The following is a 19541-nucleotide window of genomic DNA, read 5'->3' on the forward strand; positions in this document are numbered from 1 at the left end:
GCTTCTTGTTACGGAACGCTTACTGCGCGATGGTTTTCACCGACACGCCGCGTTCGACCGGGGTGGAGCGACCGTAGATATCTTCGAAGCGCTCGATATCGTCTTCGCCCAGGTATGAGCCCGACTGCACTTCGATGATTTCCAGCGGGATCTTGCCCGGGTTGCGCAGGCGATGCACCGAGGCGATCGGGATGTAGGTCGACTGGTTTTCAGTGAGCAGAAACACGTTCTCGTCGCAGGTCACTTCGGCGGTTCCGCTGACCACGATCCAGTGTTCTGCGCGGTGGTGGTGCATCTGCAGCGACAGGCACGCGCCCGGCTTGACCGAGATGTGCTTGACCTGGAAGCGGCCACCCATGTCCACCGAGTCGTACGAGCCCCACGGACGGTACACCTCGCAGTGGTTCTGGGTTTCGCTGCGGCCCTGGGCGTTGAGGGTGTTGACCATCTGCTTGACGCCCTGGACCTTGTCCTTGTGGGCGATCATCATGGCGTCCTTGGTTTCGACCACGACGATGTTTTCCAGACCGATCACCGACACCAGTTTGCCGTTGCCGTGGATCATGCAGTTCTTGCTGTCCTGGATCACCACGTCGCCCTTGCTGACGTTGCCGTTGGCGTCCTTCTCGTTGACTTCCCACAGCGACGACCAGCAGCCGACATCGCTCCAGCCGGCGGTCAGCGGCACCACGCAGGCGCGCTGGGTCTTTTCCATCACGGAATAGTCGATGGAGTTGTCCGGGCAGCAAGCGAAAGTGGCTTCGTCCAGGGTGACGGTGTCGGCATCCTGCTGGCTGCGCTCGAGGGTCAGCAGGCAGGTGTCATAGATGTCCGGATCATGCTTTTTCAGTTCTTCGAGGAAGCGGCTGGCGCGGAACAGGAACATGCCGCTGTTCCAGTAATAACCGCCGGACTCTACGTACTCGGTGGCGCGTTTGACGTCGGGTTTTTCCACGAAGTGCGAGACGCGGCTGACGCCTTCCGGCAGCAGCGAATCACCGGTGGACTTGATGTAGCCGTAACCGGTTTCCGGTTTGGTGGCCGGCACGCCGAACAGCACCATCTCGCCGTTTTCGGCGGCAACGGTGGCCAGAGCGAGGGCACGTTGCAGGGCTTTCTGGTCTTCCAGAACGTGGTCGGCCGGCAGCACCAGCATCAGTTCGTCGCGACCTTCATTGACCAGCATCATCGCGGTCAGGGCCACGGCCGGTGCGGTGTTGCGACCGAACGGTTCCATCAGGATCCGCTGGCATTCCAGATTGCGGCTGGCCAACTGCTCGTTGACGATGAAGCGGTGATCCTTGTTGCAGACCACGATCGGGGTGTCCATGCCTTCGAACACCAGACGCTCGAGGGTTTGCTGGAACAGAGTGTGTTCGCCGGTCAGGGCGAGGAACTGCTTGGGAAACTGCTTGCGCGAAAGCGGCCAAAGACGTGAGCCGCTACCACCTGACAAGATCACCGGAATCATATTGTTTACTCCATAAAATCGATTGGTTAGAGGCACGAACGCTGTGTCGTTTCACTCTTGTTGTTGTTCCGTACCGGGCAGCGACGGCTGCCCGGTTTCATGTGCTTAGCGAGTCGACACCGGGCGTTTCACCCAGACTGGCGACAGGTTGCTGCCGTTGCCGGTGACGTACAGCACGGCTGCTTCACCGCGCTCCAGGGCGACTGGTTTGACGTCGCCGACTTTCTTGTCACCTTCGTACAGCGCCAGGCTGACTTTCACCGGGTTGATTTCACGCTCGCCACGGCCCTTGGCGGCCACGTTCGGCACCACGTCGGTCTTGCCGTCGGCGGTCTTCAGGGTCAGCGACTTGTCGCTGAGGTTCTGCACGCGCACCAGGGATTTCTGCTTGTTCTTGAACGGCGGTTCTTCGATCAGTTGCGGCGCGCCGGAAGCGTTGTTGACCAGGGTGTAGTAGTGGTCACCGGCGAGTTTCACCGGCAGGGTCTGGCTGCCGACCTTGGCGCTGTAATCACCGCCCGGCATGAAGCTGAAGTCGCTGCTGGCCAGCGGCGCGACGTCGCTCAGATTGGTGCTGCCGACGGTGGCGCTGACTTCAGCGTTGCTGGCGTTGTAGACGCGCACGAAGGTCGAGCCTTTCGGTGCAGTCGGGCCGTACAGCGCAGCGTCGCCACCGGCGAAGGCCTGGACCGACAGCACGCTCAGACCCGCAACCAGAGCAATGCGTTTAGCGAGACGACGAGGAGTTGTAGTGAAAGTCATGGTGTTACCTCTCTTTCAGTTTTGCGCCCGATCGGGCGTCTCGGATTTAGTGTTGATGGCTACGTTTTGTTGGCGAGCACCGGCTTGTTTGAGCTCTGCGACCCACTGTGGGTCGGCGTCGCCGATTTCGTTGTTCACAGGCAGATATCGTTCAGGAAACTCCCAGATCAGCACCTGTGGCGGGCTGTTCTTGAAGTCATCGCTTTTCAGGTAGCTGAGCATCGGCAGGATCGGGCCGTGGCCGTCTTTGGCGTAATTGACCACGTCGCTGTGCAGCGCTTGCTTGAGCGCACCGACGAAGTTCCAGTTCGGGTTGGCGCTGTAGCTGGTGCCGATCAGGGCCACCGGCACTTCGCTGTTGGCGAACAGGGCGTCGTCCCCGGCAGGTTGTTCGACGGCCACGGTGTTGCGCTTTTGCAGCGGTTCCTTGGCCGGCATCAGGTTTTCGAACAGCGGATCCAGCGGCAGGAACAGACGCAGGTCGCCCTTGTGCGTGACCTTCTCCGCCGGGGTGGTGACGAAGCGCTGTGGCTCGCCGCTGAGCGGGAACTTGTCGGCGATGGTTTTGGCCAGGGTGTTGGCGGCGATTTCCGCGCCTTCAGGGGTCCAGTGGGTGTCGGTGCGCAGGAACACTTGCTGACCGTTCTGCTTGGCCGCTTGCAGCGGGCCGAGCAGGTCGGGAGCGAGGATCTTGTCCGCCGCGACACGGGCGTGGAAGTCCTGATAGAGGTTGGCGTGGATGCTTGCCGGTTTCACTTCACCCAGGTGTTCCGGGTACAGGCGAGCCTTGGCCGGCACGATCGCCATCACCAGTTTCACGCCTTTCTCTTTCAGGGTCTGGCGCACGCCTTCGACCAGCGCGTAGTTGCCTTGCAGGTTCAGCTCTTCATTGACGATCGGGTTGAATTCCTCATCGCTGTACAACCACTGATCGCGACCGAGCACCACGCCCGGACGACCTTCGTTGAATAGTTTGAAATCCAGCGCGGCCCAAAGATTGGTGCCCAGGCGCTTGATCGGGAACTCATCGTCGTAGTGGGTTTCCACGGCTTTGGTCCAGCGGCCGTTGAGCACCGTCGCATCGGCGTTGGTGCTGAAGCCGAAGAAGCTGCGCACCGACCACAGACCGAGCACCAGCAGGGTCACCAGAAACAGCGCGATGTAGAAGATGCGTAATGAGCGGGTCATGTCAGATCCCTCAGAACTGGAAGTAAAGGAACGGCGAGAAGCTTTGCGCCGAGAGTTTGAGAATCGAGGCGATGAACAGCAGCAGGATCAGCCCGCGCATCACGTAGCGCGACCAGTCCGCGGTCCAGTAGGCCGGTTGCACCTGGGCCTCGACGCCGACGGTGTAGCCAGGCTCGTGGATGCTCGCCGGGTTTTCGCCCGGGGCTGCCTTGATCATTCCCGGAGTCGCTGTGGCCGGACCATTGGCCTCGACGTTGATCTCAGGTTTGGTCTTGGCCGGCGGCTGGTTGGTGTACAGATCGCGCAGGCCGAAGAACGCCAGGGTCACGTAAGCCACAACCAGGGTTGCGACTTGCAGGCCGGTGAGGCTGGCCTGGTTGAGTTCCGACAGCGACCAGTCGCCGAAGCTGAACATCGCGCCGTACATGCGGCCGGCAACGTGCAGGTTCTCGGCGCGGAAGATCACCCAGCCCATGACCACCAGCAGGAACGTCAGCGCCCAGCGGATCGGGTTGAGGCTGCGCGGCGCGGTGTTGAGGCCGAGCATTTTTTCGATCGCCAGCCACATGCCGTGCCACGCACCCCAGACGATGTAGGTGATGTTCGCGCCGTGCCACAGACCACCGAGCAGCATGGTCAGGAACAGGTTGCGATAGGTCATCAGCGTGCCTTTGCGGTTGCCGCCGAGGGTGATGTAGAGGTAGTCACGCAGCCAGGTCGACAGGCTGATGTGCCAGCGGCGCCAGAACTCGGTGATCGACTGGCTGATGTACGGCTGCTTGAAGTTTTCCATGAAGCGGAAACCCATCATCAAGCCCAGGCCGATGGCCATGTCGCTGTAGCCGGAGAAGTCGAAATACAGTTGCGCGGTGTAGGCCAGCGCGCCGAGCCAGGCATCGCCCGTGGTCGGGTTTTGCAGGGCGAAGCAATGGTCGGCTACCACGGCGAGGGTGTCGGCGATGAACACCTTCTTGATGAAACCCTGCATGAACCGCGTGCAGCCCTCGGAGAACTTGTCGAGGGTGTGGGTGCGGTTGTTGAACTGGTCGGCCAGGTCACGGAAACGCAGCACGGGACCGGCAATCAGGTGCGGGAAGATCGCCACGAACGCCGCGAAGTCGATCAGGTTGCGGGTGGCCGGGGTGTCGCCGCGGTAGACGTCGATGATGTAGCTGATCGACTCGAAGATGTAGAACGAGATACCGATCGGCAGCAGCACGTGGGTCAGGATGAACGGCTCCAGACCGACCGACGTCATCATCGCGTTGATGCTGTCGACGCCGAAGTTGGCGTACTTGAAGTAGCCGAGGATGCACAGGTCCACCGCCACGCCGAGCAGCAGCCAGCGCTGGGCCGGTTTGGTGCGCACGCCGGCGGCGCCGACTTTCAGGCCGATCCAGTAGTTCCACAGGGTGACGCCGGCGAACAGCGCCAGGAAGTCCACCCGCCACCACGCGTAGAACACGTAGCTGGCGATCAGCAGCAGCAGGTTGCGATAGCGTTGCCCGCTCAGGTAGTACAAGCCGAGAAAGATCGGCAAGAACAGAAACAGGAACACGTTGGATGAAAATACCATCCCGATCTCTCCATGTTTGAACCAACAGTCAAGGGCCAAAGCCCCCCCAAACCCCCCGTGGTGTTGGAGGGGTGAAACGATCAGCGATTAACTGCCCTTGTTGCCCTTTTCGTGGGACGGGTCGTAGACCTTGGTCAGGTCGCCGCCGAGGCGGAAGGTCTTGAACGGCTGCATGCCGTGTTTTTTCTCGATCACATCCGGCGGGCAGGTGTAGAGGGTGCAGAACGGTTCGAGCCAGGCGAATTTCATGTCCTCTTTCAAATCGGTCATGTCCTGCTCTTTGCCGTTCTTCTTCTCGAACTGATCCGGGTCTTTCACCCCGGCCAGCACCCGGTCACCCAGACGTTTCAGCGCACCGTTGTTTTCCTGACGCAGATCCACACCGTTGACCTGGGCGAAACTGGCGATCATCGCCAGCGGCGGCAGGGCGTAGTTGTGATAGGCGAGGGCGCGTTGCTGACGCTTGAGTTCGTTCGGCAGGAAGCCGTCGGCATCGACTTGATTGACGCCGATCTTGTATTCCTTGACTGCCCAATCGAACAGGTCGCGGCGGTTGGTCGCGACCGATGTCGCCATCACCGACCACGCGGCCCAGTACGAGTGGTTATTGGTTTTTTCCAGCGGCAGGTTGTCCCAATCGCTGACCACCTGATCAGCCATTTTGCTGAACCAGGCTTCGATCACCTGGGCTTCCTGCTGGTGCTGGGCCAGGGGATGGGAGTCGGAGAACTTCAGGCGAATGTACGAAGACGCCATGCTGCCCAGCGCCCATTTGCGCATCGACTTGCCGGTGTGGTTGAAGTCCTTGGACATCAACGCATCGGCCTTGGCCCAGGCGGTCAACCAATTCAGCGTGCAATCCAGTTGTTCCGGACGGCCGTCGCGCATGAACTGCATCACCCGCTTGGCGGTGCCGCGCTCCAAGGTGGTGATGTCTTTGGTGGTGTCGCGGAAGGCCTTTTCCGACTGCACGTTCAGCGTCGCGCGAGCCTTGTCCGAGCCTTCGTACTTGCTGCGAAATTGCAGCGGCCCGGTGTAGGGCGTCGGCATCGCATCGCAGCCTTCGCTCTTGTCGCCGGTCTTGAATTTATCCACAGGCGCAAAATAGCCCTGTGGCGGACGCAGTGGTGCGGCGGCCTGCGCGGTACCGGCGAAGATCGCCAGCCCGAGCAGCGTCGGCGCCAAAAGAGTTTTCAGTTTCGGATTTCGCATAGCAGACCTCATTGCCCGACCTGAGCGGTTTGTTGCCCAGCGCCCGGGAATACGTTGCGTTTGCAGATTTTCGCTTCGACTTTCTGTGGCGCGGTGCCCGCTTCCGGACCCTGGACTTCGACTGCCAGCAGGTTTTGCGAGGCCCAGTCTTCGTCCGTGCGCAACTCAAAGGCGAAACGACCGTCGGTGTCGGAGGTTTCCGGTTTCTCGATCTTGATGTCCTCGTGGCGACCGTTCATGTACCAGAGGGTGGCTTGCAGGGTTTTCACCGAGGTGTCGGCGAAGCGGATGTCGACCTGATGGCTGCTGTTCTGCAGGTTCAGGTTCTTGCTGTTGACCAGCAGTTCTTGTTTGCCGCCCGGCTTGAGCGTGGTGCTGGCGGACATTTGCGCCTCTTTGCCTTCGCAGCCGTTGTCGAGCAGCGCCATCATCTGGCGATAGATGGTTTCCTGGTCGAGGCGGTACAGCGGCGAGAATTCCCAGATGAGGATTTTCGGCGGCGTCTTCTGGAATTCGTCGCTGCCCAGGTACTGCAACATCGAACCTTCCAGACCGCCGCCGGGGAAGGCGACGTTGAGAATGTCGGCGCCGATGGCTTCTTCGAGGAACCCGGCGAAGTTGTAGTTCTTGCCGCTGTGCGAAGTACCCACGAGGGTGATCTGCGGATTGCCGGAGTCACCGAACAGATCGCCGTCACCCGCTTCGCCTTTCGGCTCGGTGGTGAACTGGTCCATGTACTGGATCGCGTAACTGGTGCCGCACAGTTGCCCGGCCATGTTGTGCAGGGTGCCGGTCTTGCCCATGCGTCCGGAGCGTTTGGTTTCGAACTCACGCTTGGGAATGTCGGCGAAGGCCGGAATCTGCTTGACCTTCTCGGCGACGATTTTTGCCGTGCGCTGGGCACCGTATGGCGTCCAGTGCTGGTCGCCGCGGAAGTAGAAATCGTGGGCGGGCAGGGTCTCCGGCAGCGATTCGTTGGTCAGCGGCGACAGGTCCGGTACCACGTAACCCATCTTGGCGAAACGGCCGAGCATGGTCTTGTAGTTGCCCAGCGCTTTCTCGTAATCGAACGCGGCTTTTTCCGCCGGGTTGAGCTTGTTGCGGTTCACCAGGCCACGGGTCGGCTGGTAGACGATCACCAGTTCGACGCCTTTGGCCTTGAACGCATCGTGCAGCTGTTGCAGGCGCTTGTAGCCGGCCGGGGTGGTGTTGAACTCGGTGCGCAAGTCTTCCTGGGTCCGGAACAGCCAGTCGCCCTGTGCCTGCACCAGAGTGGTGAAGTTCTGCTGATAGCGCGTGGTGTAGTTCTTCGCGTCATGGGCGGCCGGGCACAGACTGCAGCAAGGTTCGGCCGTGAATTTCGGCGGCTGGACTTCATCGGCGCGGGCGCCGTTGCTGGCCGCCAGGATGCCCACGGTCAGGGCCGACAGGCTGAGTAATTTGATCAGGTGTGGGTGCATAAAATTATCCTCAGTCCTGCAATTCGGTCTGGCGTTCGACAGGGTCGATCAGCACGGCTTTCTGCTGGCGCACCAGCAGGTCGAGAATTTCATCCTGGCGCTCGCCGAGGATGCCGTTGAAGCTGATGCCGCTGGATTTGGTCGGCGCCAGCATCGACACGCGATACAGCTCGACACTCAACGGCGAATCGATCGACAGCGGGCCGCTGCCGTTGGCCGCCAGTTCACCGCCGACCACGATCAGCGAGACCTGGGCGTCGAACGGGTCGAGCTTGATGTCACGGTCGGTGTCGGTCAGGTCCTTGATGTGCCCGTAGACGCCGGTCAGGCCGTTGGCCATGGCGACGTTTTCGTAGAGGCGGATGTTCACGCTGTTACGAATGCGGATGCCGTGGCGCTTGTTGCTGATGACCTTGTTGCCCCACAGCAGGTTGTCGGCGGACTCGTAGAGGGTGATGCCGTCGGTGTGGTTCTTGTAGATCTCGTTGTAGGCAATGATGTTGTTGACGCTGTTTCGGTCGATCACCAGCCCCGAGAGGTGGTTGTCGTAGCTTTTGTTATTGAAGATGAAGCTGTCGTTCACCTCACGGGAAATGATGATCCCGTGTTTCTTCTTCGTGCCGTACACCGTGTTCTCGGCAATGATCAGACCGTGGGAACGGTCGTGCGGGTCGATGCCGTAGACGATGTTGTCCTTGTAGGTGTTGCCCTTGACCACGAAGTCGCGGGTTTCGTAGCAGTAGAAGCCGTACCACATGTCCGAGAACTCGGAGCCGACGATCCAGCCGGTCGGCTCGGGACGCTTGAGCACCTTGGCCATGTTCGGCGTGTACTGGGAAATACTCACGCCGTAGGACTTACTGTTGGCGTAGCCGAAGCTGGCCATCTTGCTGTTGACGATGTAGGTCTCGGTGCCGCCCCAGGCCAGCAGGAACGGGCGGAATTCTTTCGGCGAACGGAAGGTCGCCGGGCCGTTTTCCTTCTCGCGCCAGCCGGTGACCCTGGTGTCACGCACGAACAACTGACCGTCGTTGACCACGAACGAGCCGGCCTCCTGGGACAGGCGCAATTCCTGGGTCTGGCCGTCGATCTCGAGGATGCCTTTGCGGCCGACCACGATCGGCAACTTGGCCAGGTAGACGCCCGGCGAGGTTTCGCTGAAGTACTGCTTGGGCAGTTTCTGCGCCAGTTCTTTCAGGTTCATGTAGCCATCGTCGACGAAGATCGCCTGCGGGATGCCGTGCTGACGCACCACCCATTCGGCCATCTTGTTGTCGCCGCCGATGAAGTCCTTCAGGGCGTCTTCCTGCATCATCCGGCGCACGCTGATCTTGCCCGGTTTGCTGCGCACGATTTTCGCGGCGGCGGCTTCGGCGGTGTAGCCGGAGAGGTCGGGCAATTTCGGCTTGGCCAGTTCCAGCGCTTCGGTCGGCGCGCTGCTGACGGTGTAGGTCTTGGCCTGTTGCAGCTCCTTGGCGGTGGTCGCGGGTTTGGCCGGTTCCACACTGGCGAAGGCGCCGGCCGAGGCCAGCAGCATCGCGCCGGCCAGCAGGCTGAGTGAGCCTTTGCGGGCACTGTTCATGTCGGGCACTCCCTTGGCGGTCAGCATCAGAAGCGCCAGATCACGTCGATGAACGCGCGGTGCATGTACGAATCGACCTGGCTGCCATAGGCGTCACCTGGCTTGAACACGCCGCCACGGAAACGCACCAGCGCCGACGGTTCGTCGATCGACTGGCTCAACGCCGCCAGCAGCAAGCCTTGCTTGAAGTACTTGGTGACCACCAGATCCATTTCCTGGCCCAGATCCTTGTTGCCGTCCTGCAGTGGCAGGGAAGTGCTGGAAAGGATCGCGCCGGTGACGTCGTCGGTGTTGTTCTCCACGGCGTTGATGCCGTTGCTGCCCACCGGCTTGTTGCCGTCCACACGCCAGAACTTGTGGTAGACCAGGCTGGCGTCGTACTGGTCGTTGAGCATCCACGAACCGAACAGGGTGGCGGTCTGCATGTTGTTCATTTCGCCACGGAAGGCTTCGCCGAAACGGTGAACCCGCGAGCGAGTACCGGTGTAGTTCGAGCGGTTGCTTTCCAGGCCGTTCTGTTCGTAATCGGCGCTCGCACGGGCATACGCCGCACCGACCTGCCATTGCGGATCGAGGCGCAGACGCACACCGATGTCGGTCGCCCAGCCGTCGACGTTGTCGCTGCGCTTGGCCTGGGCCGGGCGGGTGCCGTCGGCGTTGAGGGCGTTGACCGTGTCGCGGTCGCCGCTCATGCCGGTGATGCTGCCCCAGTAGTTGACGGTGTTGGTGTTGCGCCAGTTGTAGGCGTCGCTGTCTGCGGTCAGGCCGAGCCAGCTGATGTCGCCGTTTTCTTTCTTGTCCAGCGAATCGCCGGCCACGCCTGGCTCCGGATAGTCGAGCTTGCCGTCGTCGTGGGTGTGGTGACCGCGAATCCCGACCCAGTTGCCCGGTGTCCACTGGTAAGCGGCGTCGGCGTAGGCGTGCAGGCGATCCTTGTCTTTGGGTGCCAGCTCTTTCAAGTCGGTGCGGTATTCGCTGAAGCGTTCGGCGACACCGGCGTTGGCGCGCAGCAGGGTGGTGTCGAAGGTCCAGTTCAGGGCTTCGATGTTGGTGTCGCGCCACTGGCCGTCGTCATTGCGCAGGCGCTGGCGACCGAACTTGAGGATCTCGCCGGGGTAGGGCGTCAGGCCGCTGTAGCCGACCCAGAACTCGCGCATCGCCAGGTAGTTTTTCTTGGTCTTGCGGTCGCCGTTGTCGGTGGTCTGGGTGCCGTCGCTGTCGGACTGCTGCAGGGTGTCGGTCTCGATGATGTCGGTCGAGGTCACGGCCTGGCCCATGGCATAGGCGCTCCACGCGCCGCTTTCGCCGTAGACCCACGGGCGCAGGTCGAGGCCGACGCCGTTGACGTCGCCGCCGCTGGCGGTACCGAGGTCGCGGTCGTCTTCGGACTGGCCGGTGATTTTCACTTCCAGGCCGAAGTTCTTCGATTCAGTCATCGCGGCCAGGGTCGGGCAAGACCAGATCAGCGCGAACGTGAGGCCAATGCCGGCCTTCACAAAGGGATTCAATTTCATGGTTTTTCCTCGCCGTCTTCTTCTTGCAGGGCGTGCAGTTGCAGCGTGTTCTGGTTCAGGGCGCCACGGGCCGCCTGTTCCTGTTGCAGCAGGCGCTGGGCTTCGGCCAGACGCTCGGGCGGCAGTTGCGCGGCGAGGGTGGTCGCCAGCTCATCGGCTTGCGGAGTGTTTTGGGCTTTGGCCAACTGGCTGAACACGTAGGCATTGAGCGGGTCGGGCTTGGTGCCCTTGCCTTGGGAAAACAGCTGGGCGATGGCGAAGTCGGCGCTGTTCTGGCCGTTGCGCGCAGCGGTCAGCAGATGGTCGAGGGCTTTCTGCGGATAGACCTTGCCCAGGTAGCCACGGCGGTAGATCTGGCCGAGGTAGTAATCGGCGGCGACTTCGCGGCCGACGGCTTTCTGGAAATGTTCCTCGGCGACTTTGGCGTCGGCCGGGACCAGTTTGCCTTCGTAGTAGAGCTTGCCCAGCAGCAGTTCGGCGCGCGGCTGGTCGGCGGCGCGGCCGTTGTCCAGGTACTTCATCATCTGGTCGACGTCGCCCAGTTCCGGGAAGTCGTAGAGCAGTTGCGCGAGGGTGACCCACGACGCCGGGTAACCCGGCGCGATCGGCTCGAGCAGTGACTGCGCGGTTTTTTCGTCGGTCTTGCCCAGGGTCGAATCGGCCAGCACACGGGCCACGGAATCCACCCGTTGAGCGCTGACGGTGCCGCGGCTGTAACCGGCCTGCAGTTGTTTGATCAGCTCGGCCTGTTGCTCCGGCGCGCCACGTTTCTGATAGACCGTGGCCAGCTCGACGTAGCAGATGTCGGTGGTGTTGAGCGCGGCCTTGCAGATTTTTTCCACGTCATCCAGATGCTGGTCGTACGTGCCCTGGGTGCGATACAGCAGTACCTGCGCGAGACCGGCTTCCGGGTAACCGGATTTGCGCCACTGGTCGATCTGTTGCTGAGCGTTGATGTTCGGGAAGCTGTGCGGGTATTGCAGGTACAGCATCGCAAGCGGGATCAGCGTGTTGCCTTCGCCACTGGCGGCGGCCTTTTTCAGCAGGCTTTCGGCTTCCTGATGCTCGGCTTCGGTGGAGCCGGGCTTGGCCACCAGCAAACGACCGAGTCGGGCCTGGGCACGCGGCGAAACACTGGCGGCGGCGCGGTAGGTGGCTTCGGCCTGTTTCATTTGTTCCGGATCGCGGCTGTCGACCTGAATATCGGCAAGGCCCACCTGGGCTTCGCTGTACCCCAGATCGGCCAGCGCACGGTAGTTCTGCGCGGCGGTCGCGGTGTCACCGCGCTTGAGCGCTTCGTTGGCCAGACGCTGGTCGGGCAGGCCGGCGCAACCGGCCAGACTCACTGCCAGCGCAATTGCGCACAACGCATAACCAGTGTGGGAGCCAGCCTGCTGGCGATTCAGGCGACTCGGTACATCAGATACACCGCGCCGATCCCATCGCGAGCAAGCTCGCTCCCACAGGGTCGGCGGTGTGTTCAAGACAGGAGTAGTCACGGGCATGTCCTCGACTTAAAGACCGGCAGCCATGGCTTTGTCGATCAGCCAGTTCAGGTTCGGACCACGGTCGCTGTTGACTTCCACCGGGCGGCCGGCGAAGCGGCTGTCCAGCGGTTCGTCAGGCTGAATCTGCACGCGGATGTCGGAGGACAGGTCGGCACTTTTCAGGCTGGTGCTGCTGACGATCTTGCCGGTGCGGGTCTTGTCTTCGCCGGCGATCTGGAAGCTCACCGGGGTGCCCGGACGCACGTCGCCGAACTGGCGATAGGAGAAGCGCGCATCGACGGTGGCCTGGGTGTTGCGCGGCACCAGCTGGAAGATCACGTCGCCCTTGCTCGCGTATTGACCGTCGGCCACCAGTTGCTGGGCCACGGTGCAATCGCACGGCGAGGTCAGAGTGCCGGTCATCTGTTTGCCGAACAGTTCCTCAACCTTGGCCGGGGACAGTTGATCTTCTTCCAGGTGACCTTTGAGTACGTCGAGCATGCTGGTGCTGAACGTCGCCAGCGGTGCGCCCTTGGCAGCGACGCCGTCGGACTTCACCAGGCTTTGCACGGTGCCGTCGCGCGGCATGGTGATGTTCATCCCCGGCACGCTGACCAGACCGGCCTGCGCATGGCTGACGAAGTACATGCTGTACACCGATTTGAAAATGAAACCCGCCGCCACCAGCCCGACCGCGAAGATACCGGCGCTGAACGTCACCGCTTTCAGACGCCCGAACGGGGTCATGCCGGAGTCGCCGTCCTTGACCTTGCGTGCCTTGGTGAAGTTGTCGCGCTGCAGGGTTGCCAGCACTTCGCCGATGCTGACGATGTCGCCGGCCAGGTGCGAAGTGATCAGGTGGCGCAGGGTGGAAATGTCCTGCGGCTCGAGGTTCTGGAACTGGCAGCCAGCACGACCCGTCTGGCGGTCGTAGGAGCGCACTTGCAGTTCAACGTCCATGGCCAGGCCGAGGTTGTCGATGACGAACTGCAGACGCGCCTTGTACACCTCGCCGACGGTCAGCGGCAGTTGTCCGGCGTTGAACGCCAGACCACCGGCGGACAGGTCGAGGACCCGCGCTTCAACCGGAGTCCGGTCGGGGCCGAAGAAACGCAGCTTGGCCGGGATTTTCACACGGGCGTGCTGACGCTGGGCTTCGGATTCATGCACTACGTTGGCGTTGACGGCGGTATTCATGGGGGCGATTTCCTTGTTAATTCAATAGGGGCAGGTCAGACCATCATCAGCAGCACGGCGACGAAAATGCTGCCGGCGGAGAAGGTCATGGTCCGAGACGACCAGGTGTTGAACCAACGTTGAAAGCTGGCGAGATCACGGGTCAGGGAAGTGGGTTGGCGAGTCCAGGATTGTTGGTCGAGGCGGAAGAACACGTAGATCTTCACCAGCGCACCGACGATCTGGTTGTAATAGAGAATTGCCGGGTAAGCCGGGCCGATCCGGTGGCCGGAGCAGGACAGCAGCAGCGTCAGAATCAGACGGGTGATGCCGATCCACAGCAGGTAAACCAGGATGAACGCGGTGCCGTACTTGAAGCTGGCGATGATTGCCACGGTCAGGCCGAGCAGCGAAGTCCACATCGATACGCGCTGGTCGAACAGCACCACCGAGGTGAAGGCGCCGAGGCGTTTTACACCCAGGCCCAGCGCTCGGGAGTTCTGGCGCAGGTTGTTGCCGTACCAACGGAACATCAGTTTGCGGCTGGCCTTGATGAAGCTCTTTTCCGGCGGGTGTTCAACGGTGTTGATCGCCGCATCCGGCACGTAGAAGGTGTCGTAGCCCAGACGCATCAGGCTGAACCAGCTCGACTTGTCGTCGCCGGTCAGGAATTTGAAACGGCCCAGGCGCCAGTGTTGCAGCGAGTCGCTTTCAACGTCGGCGATGAATTCCGGGTTGGTGACCACGGTGGCGCGAAACACCGACATGCGCCCGGTCATGGTCAGCACGCGTTTGGACAGGGCCATCGAGCACATGTTGATGTGGCGCTGGGCGAAACGCAGCTTGTGCCATTCGCTCATGATGTACCCGCCGCGCACTTCGCAGAACTCGTTGGTGGTCAGGCCGCCGACGTTGCCGAACATCTGGAACCACGGCACGGTTTTGCGCACGACGCCTTCGCCGAGCACGGTGTCGCCATCGATCACGGCTACCACGGCACGGTCGTCCGGCAGGTGACGGGAGATCGCGCGGAAACCATAGGCCAGGCCATCGCGTTTGCCGGTGCCGGGAATGCGTACGAAGTCGAGTTTCACGCGGTCTGGCGGATTCATCCGCGCCCACAGTGCCTTGACCAGCAGCTCATCGGACATTTCGACGATGGAGCAGACCACGGTGGTCGGCAGTTCGCAGTCGATGGCTTCGCGGATCACCGAGCTGTAAACCTGCGCGGTGGTCAACGCGTCGATGCGGAAACTGGTGACCATCAGAAACACATGGGACGGGTCCGCCGCCTTACCCAGCTTGCGAACCTTGCGGCGCAGGTGCGGGTAGACGATGTAGAGAAAAATCATGCCGCGCACAAAGTGCGTGGCACCCATCGAGTAGCGCCAGATACCTACGGCGCCAATCAGGAAAATGAAGTCCTTCGACTCGGAGTCGAATGTGGACGTGGGCAGCATCAGGGCCAGGCCCATCAGCAGGCTCAGAAACAAAAGCCAGCCGGCGGATTGCAGAAAAAAATGTTTGAGCTTGGACATGACCGTCATCCGAAGGTGATGGGGGCTTCAAGCCGCCCGCCGATTCACGGCGTGCGGCCTGAAGCTCGAGGCTTGCTGCTGCGTTACCAGCAGATCCCTTCGGTGCGGCTACCGGCGCTGGTGGCCTTGGACATGAAGCCCACCAGGTCGATCACCTGCTTGCCCTGCGGCGCTTCTTCGGCGAGGGCGCGGAACTTCTCGTCGCGGTTGCCGAGGATGATCACGTCGGAGTTGTCGATCACCGAATCGAAGTCCGAATTGAGCAGGGACGATACGTGCGGGATCTTCGACTCGATGTAGTCCTTGTTCGCGCCGTGGACACGGGCGTACTGGACGTTGCTGTCGTAGATGCTCAGGTCGTAGCCTTTGCCGATCAGCATCTCGGCCAGTTCCACCAGCGGACTTTCGCGCAGGTCGTCGGTGCCGGCCTTGAAGCTCAGGCCCAGCAGGGCGACTTTGCGTTTGTCGTGGCTTTCAACGATGTCGAAGGCGTTCTGCACTTGCGATTCGTTGCTGCGCATCAGCGAGTTGAGCAGCGGCGCTTCGACGTCCAGGGAACCGGCGCGGTAGGTCAGGGCGCGCACGTCTTTCGGCAGGCACGAACCGCCGAAGGCGAAGCCCGGGCGCATGTAGTACTGCGACAGGTTGAGGGTCTTGTCCTGGCAGACCACGTCCATCACTTCGCGGCCATCGACGCCCACCGCTTTGGCGATGTTGCCGATCTCGTTGGCGAAGGTCACTTTGGTGGCGTGCCAGACGTTGCAGGTGTACTTGATCATCTCGGCGACGGCGATGTCCTTGCGGATGATCGGTGCGTCGAGTTCTTCGTACAGCGATTGCAGAACGTCACCCGAAGCCTTGTCGAACTCGCCGATGACGGTCATCGGTGGCAGGTCGTAGTCGGCGATTGCGGTGGATTCACGCAGGAACTCAGGGTTGACCGCCACGCCGAAATCGACGCCGGCCTTCTTGCCGGAGCAGTCTTCGAGAATCGGGATGACAACGTTTGCCACGGTGCCCGGCAACACGGTGCTGCGTACCACGATGGTGTGGCGGGTGGACTTTTCACGCAGGACAAAACCGATCTCGCGGCATACCGCTTCGATGTAGTTCAGTTCCAGGTCGCCGTTCTTCTTGCTCGGCGTGCCGACGCAGATCATCGACAGGTCAGTGTCGCGAATCGCCTCGGCGAAGTTGGTCGTGCCGCGCAGACGACCGGTCTGGATACCTTGTGCCAGCAACTCGCCCAGGCCCGGTTCGACAATGGGAGATTTGCCAGCGTTGATCATGTCGATCTTGTCTTTGGCAACATCGACGCCCACTACGTCGTGGCCCCGAGCAGACAGGCAACCGGCACATACTGCGCCAACGTAACCCAAACCAAATATGCTGATGCGCATCGCAATTACCTCTGTATATATCAGGCCTTAGAGGGCCGGAGTTAATGGTGTTCAGCGTTCATTAGTGCACTCGAAAGTGCGGCATACAGGCGCCACAATGCCGTGTGCAGGCATACTTAAGTTCCGAGTGTCTAAATAAGTGCACTCAAGATGTGCGCAACCAGGCCTTGTTGTTATGACGTGCCCTGTTATGCAGCCGATCTTCTTTGGAGAAGACTCTTGTGCAATCGTCTTGCGCGCTCGATGTCAGGATGAAAGTCCCGTAAATCAAGCGGTTGGGTGCTCAGGTGAGCACGTTTATAAGGGCGCGGCCATGGCCTTTGTAGGGGATATTAATGGTGCGTATCTCCTGTCCATCGTCTGCTTTGAGACTAGTTAGTCATCTAGGCAAGTTGCTGTGACAACTTGGTTACATGGCTATCTGCTCCGCGTAAGTTATCTCGTACAAACTCGGCGAGAATCGTTACCGGTGGTATGAGCTATGCATTCGGACGAAGTTCCTGTCCGCTCATCGCGAAATCTGAAATTTCTTGAAATATTGTCAGAGATGGCACCAGTATCAATTTGATAGCAGTTTCGTTTTCGACCTTTAATAACAGGCGAAAAATCACGTTAGATAGTTTTGTGCCACTACGGTGAAAAAATTTAGGTGCCACTACTGAAAAAAATGATCAGTGTCGAGTGAAACTAATCTTAGAAAAGACAGGGAGGTTTTTCTGGCGCCAGTAAAATGGCGAAATGTGGCGAGGGATTTTTGACATCGTGCGAGCTGCACGACTCTTCATATAAAGAGTCGTGCATTAGGCATGCTTTATTCGGGGGCGTGATCGCGTAGAAACACCAGATTATCCGGTTTCGATTGCTCGGCGCTGTAGCGATAACCCTGCACATCGAACTGTTTGAGCAGGGCCGGATCGTTGATTTTTTCCTGGATCACGAAACGGCTCATCAGGCCTCGGGCCTTTTTCGCGTAGAAGCTGATGATCTTGTACTGGCCGTTCTTCAGGTCCTTGAACTCGGTGTTGATGATCCGCGCATTCAGGGCTGTGCGTTTCACCGCCGAAAAGTATTCGTTGGACGCGAGGTTGAGCAGCACGTCGTCGCCCTGATCGGCCAGTGCTTCGTTCAGCCATTCGCTGATGCGCGTGCCCCAGAAGGCGTACAGGTCCTTGCCTCGGGCGTTGGCCAGTTTGGTGCCCATTTCCAGGCGATACGGCTGCATCAGGTCGAGCGGGCGCAGCAGGCCGTAGAGGCCGGAAAGCATGCGCAGGTGCTGTTGCGCGTAGTCGAAATCGGCTTCGCTGAACGACTGGGCGTCGAGACCGGTGTAGACGTCACCCTTGAACGCGAGCAGCGCCTGCTTGGCGTTTTCCGGCGTGAACGCTGGTGTCCAGCTGCCGAAGCGCGCGGCGTTGAGGCCGCCGATCTTGTCGGACACGTGCATCAGTTCGCTGATCTGCGCCGGGCTCAGTTCGCGCAGTTGCTGGATCAGTTCCTGGGAATGGTCGAGGTATTGCGGCTGAGTGAAGCGCTGGGTCGCCGGCGGTGTTTCGTAATCGAGGGTCTTGGCGGGGGAAATCACCATCAGCATGAAGTCGTCTCCTTTAATCGTGGGGGCGATTCTAGGGGGTTGGAACGGATCACTCCAGCTATCACGTCCATAGGTGATCGGCGGTTTGCCAGCCGGATCGGCTATAGTGCGGCGCGGGTTTTGTTATGGAGACACCCTTTGCGCATTGTTCTTTTCTTCACCGCGTGGCTGTTGAGCGTCGGTGCCGTTGCGGCGCCGGGCGATATCGCGACGCTGGATCGCAGCACCTGGCCGGAAAAGCTCGATAATCCGACCCTGTTCGACGTCGCCTCGCGAGCGGAAATTTTGATGTTCGCCCGAGGCCTGCTCGGCACCGAAGCGCTGGATGAAGCGGCGCTGGCCCAGCGCCTGGGGCTGCGCACAGTCAATCTGGAGGCGATCAACAGCCTGCGCGAGCGGCTGTGGCAGCGTCTGCTCGCCAACTACAACTTCGCCCAGCAAAGCTGCGATCAGGATGCCTCGTTCTGCTTCCTCGTCGAAGACCTGCCGACCCTGCGCGAGCAGGCCGCCAAATTCGTGGTCAGCGACGAAAGCTATTACACCAAATGGGCCGAGCCGAGCCGGATCTTCCATCTGCAATATCTCGATGAACTGATGCGCAAGGCGGCGCTGTCACCGCAGACCAGCAGCGAAATCGATCATTTCGGTGACTACGAGCGCAACGGCGACGACATGCACGATCGCCTGTTTCTGCTGAGTTTCGACAGCGCCGCCAACCTGCAACCGGACAACACTGACTGGCTCACCGAGTACCTGCGCAAGTCGAACCTGAGCGGCACCTTCTTCATGTTGGGCAAGGATGTTCAGGCGCGGTTGGCCGAGCGTTCCGTCAGCAGCCTGCAAGCGGCATTTTCGCAGCAGTGCGTCGGCGTGCAGGGCTGGGAATTCAGGTCCCACAGCCACTGGCAGGACTGGCAGGATTCGGTGCGGCGCAGTGCCGACCTGGTCCGCAACAAACTGCCGGAAAACTACGTGCCGCTGTTCCGTCCACCGGAAGGCCAGCGTCGCAGCGATGCCCGGGGGTTCTTCAACAGTCAGGGTCTGCAAGTGGCGCTGTGGGACATCGATGCCCAGGACGGCGCCGGCAAGCTCAAGGGCAGCCAGAGTGCGCAACGGGTCCTGACCCTGATGCTGTTGTGGCGGCACGGGGTGATCAATTTCAACATGAAACAGGATGCAGTGAAGACTGCGTTGCCGTGGCTGATCACGCAAACCGCGCAAAGCGGCATTGGCTGGGAAGACTGTCAGGACGCGTTTCGCTGAAAAACGGCAAGAGCCCGGAAACATTGGGCTTGGGGTGAATTTTTTGCAGAATTCGATGCAGGCGGACTTCCGACTCTAACGGGGGCAGGGCAGTCCGCCAAGGGCTTTTCGTCACTTTGCAAAATAAACTTCAAAAAAGCGTCAAAGTGCTTTTTTCTGTCACGGGTTTTGGAGTATTACGAAGTCAGACCGCCGAAACCTGCAACACAGGTGGCGTCTTCCAAGACCCATTTTGTGTGCGGTTCACCTGCTATCCCGACAAAAGCTGTGCAGGTGGATTCGGCAGTCACTTCGAGGCGCAGCACCGCCGAGGTATTGCGT

Annotated in this window: 14 protein-coding genes; 1 reads left to right on the forward strand and 13 read right to left on the reverse strand. The window is 60.6% G+C overall.

Annotated elements, in window-relative coordinates:
- Window positions 1-19: 19 nt before the first annotated feature.
- From CAF76_RS15405 to yaaA, 13 genes are all read right to left on the reverse strand, one after another.
- The gene (locus CAF76_RS15405; RefSeq protein WP_064382465.1) at window positions 20-1471 is read right to left on the reverse strand and encodes a mannose-1-phosphate guanylyltransferase/mannose-6-phosphate isomerase; all 1452 of its coding nucleotides are present in this window, start codon (window positions 1469-1471) and stop codon (window positions 20-22) included.
- Window positions 1472-1576: 105 nt separating this feature from the next.
- Entirely contained in the window at window positions 1577-2233 is a 657-nt protein-coding gene (locus tag CAF76_RS15410; RefSeq protein WP_085647734.1) for an alginate O-acetyltransferase AlgF, read from the reverse strand.
- A 15-nt stretch (window positions 2234-2248) separates the two neighbouring features.
- Window positions 2249-3421, reverse strand: a complete 1173-nt coding sequence (locus CAF76_RS15415) for an alginate O-acetyltransferase (RefSeq protein ID WP_085647735.1) — start codon at window positions 3419-3421, stop codon at window positions 2249-2251.
- A gap of 10 nt (window positions 3422-3431) precedes the next feature.
- Complete coding sequence (locus CAF76_RS15420) at window positions 3432-4997, reverse strand: MBOAT family protein (protein WP_085647736.1); 1566 nt, start codon at window positions 4995-4997, stop codon at window positions 3432-3434.
- 87 nt (window positions 4998-5084) lie between these two features.
- The gene (locus CAF76_RS15425) at window positions 5085-6209 is read right to left on the reverse strand and encodes a mannuronate-specific alginate lyase (RefSeq protein WP_085647737.1); all 1125 of its coding nucleotides are present in this window, start codon (window positions 6207-6209) and stop codon (window positions 5085-5087) included.
- Window positions 6210-6217: 8 nt separating this feature from the next.
- Window positions 6218-7669, reverse strand: a complete 1452-nt coding sequence (locus tag CAF76_RS15430) for an alginate O-acetyltransferase (protein ID WP_085647738.1) — start codon at window positions 7667-7669, stop codon at window positions 6218-6220.
- A 10-nt stretch (window positions 7670-7679) separates the two neighbouring features.
- Entirely contained in the window at window positions 7680-9251 is a 1572-nt protein-coding gene (gene algG, locus CAF76_RS15435) for a mannuronan 5-epimerase AlgG (RefSeq protein WP_085647877.1), read from the reverse strand.
- A 26-nt stretch (window positions 9252-9277) separates the two neighbouring features.
- Window positions 9278-10765 (reverse strand): alginate export family protein, encoded by a 1488-nt coding sequence (locus CAF76_RS15440; protein ID WP_085647739.1) that lies wholly within the window; start codon window positions 10763-10765, stop codon window positions 9278-9280.
- Entirely contained in the window at window positions 10762-12264 is a 1503-nt protein-coding gene (algK, locus tag CAF76_RS15445) for an alginate biosynthesis TPR repeat lipoprotein AlgK (protein WP_178076180.1), read from the reverse strand. Before algK ends, CAF76_RS15440 begins: the two co-directional genes overlap by 4 nt.
- A 15-nt stretch (window positions 12265-12279) precedes the next feature.
- Window positions 12280-13449, reverse strand: coding sequence for an alginate biosynthesis protein Alg44 (locus CAF76_RS15450; protein WP_039769455.1), 1170 nt, complete (start codon window positions 13447-13449; stop codon window positions 12280-12282).
- A gap of 35 nt (window positions 13450-13484) precedes the next feature.
- Window positions 13485-14966 carry a mannuronan synthase gene (gene alg8 / locus CAF76_RS15455; RefSeq protein ID WP_163974069.1) on the reverse strand — a complete coding sequence of 494 codons (1482 nt, stop codon included), beginning with the start codon at window positions 14964-14966 and terminating at the stop codon, window positions 13485-13487.
- A gap of 83 nt (window positions 14967-15049) precedes the next feature.
- Window positions 15050-16366, reverse strand: a complete 1317-nt coding sequence (locus tag CAF76_RS15460) for a nucleotide sugar dehydrogenase (RefSeq protein WP_011332560.1) — start codon at window positions 16364-16366, stop codon at window positions 15050-15052.
- A gap of 811 nt (window positions 16367-17177) precedes the next feature.
- On the reverse strand, window positions 17178-17957 hold the full coding sequence (gene yaaA / locus CAF76_RS15465) for a peroxide stress protein YaaA (protein WP_064382456.1): 780 nt from the start codon (window positions 17955-17957) through the stop codon (window positions 17178-17180).
- A 138-nt stretch (window positions 17958-18095) separates the two neighbouring features.
- Between yaaA and CAF76_RS15470 the strand changes: the two genes are divergently transcribed.
- Window positions 18096-19220 (forward strand): polysaccharide deacetylase family protein, encoded by a 1125-nt coding sequence (locus CAF76_RS15470; protein WP_085647741.1) that lies wholly within the window; start codon window positions 18096-18098, stop codon window positions 19218-19220.
- Window positions 19221-19541 lie beyond the last annotated feature (321 nt).

Origin of the sequence: Pseudomonas sp. B40(2017), assembly GCF_002112855.1 — a bacterium.
GTDB lineage: Bacteria > Pseudomonadota > Gammaproteobacteria > Pseudomonadales > Pseudomonadaceae > Aquipseudomonas > Aquipseudomonas pharyngis.

Bases quoted from the DNA above. Each gene is read 5' to 3' on its own strand.
- CAF76_RS15405 (WP_064382465.1), bottom strand. From the start codon at position 1,471: ATGATTCCGGTGATCTTGTCAGGTGGTAGCGGCTCACGTCTTTGGCCG.
- CAF76_RS15410 (WP_085647734.1), bottom strand. From the start codon at position 2,233: ATGACTTTCACTACAACTCCTCGTCGTCTCGCTAAACGCATTGCTCTG.
- CAF76_RS15415 (WP_085647735.1), bottom strand. From the start codon at position 3,421: ATGACCCGCTCATTACGCATCTTCTACATCGCGCTGTTTCTGGTGACC.
- CAF76_RS15420 (WP_085647736.1), bottom strand. From the start codon at position 4,997: ATGGTATTTTCATCCAACGTGTTCCTGTTTCTGTTCTTGCCGATCTTT.
- CAF76_RS15425 (WP_085647737.1), bottom strand. From the start codon at position 6,209: ATGCGAAATCCGAAACTGAAAACTCTTTTGGCGCCGACGCTGCTCGGG.
- CAF76_RS15430 (WP_085647738.1), bottom strand. From the start codon at position 7,669: ATGCACCCACACCTGATCAAATTACTCAGCCTGTCGGCCCTGACCGTG.
- algG (WP_085647877.1), bottom strand. From the start codon at position 9,251: ATGAACAGTGCCCGCAAAGGCTCACTCAGCCTGCTGGCCGGCGCGATG.
- CAF76_RS15440 (WP_085647739.1), bottom strand. From the start codon at position 10,765: ATGAAATTGAATCCCTTTGTGAAGGCCGGCATTGGCCTCACGTTCGCG.
- CAF76_RS15450 (WP_039769455.1), bottom strand. From the start codon at position 13,449: ATGAATACCGCCGTCAACGCCAACGTAGTGCATGAATCCGAAGCCCAG.
- alg8 (WP_163974069.1), bottom strand. From the start codon at position 14,966: ATGTCCAAGCTCAAACATTTTTTTCTGCAATCCGCCGGCTGGCTTTTG.
- CAF76_RS15460 (WP_011332560.1), bottom strand. From the start codon at position 16,366: ATGCGCATCAGCATATTTGGTTTGGGTTACGTTGGCGCAGTATGTGCC.
- yaaA (WP_064382456.1), bottom strand. From the start codon at position 17,957: ATGCTGATGGTGATTTCCCCCGCCAAGACCCTCGATTACGAAACACCG.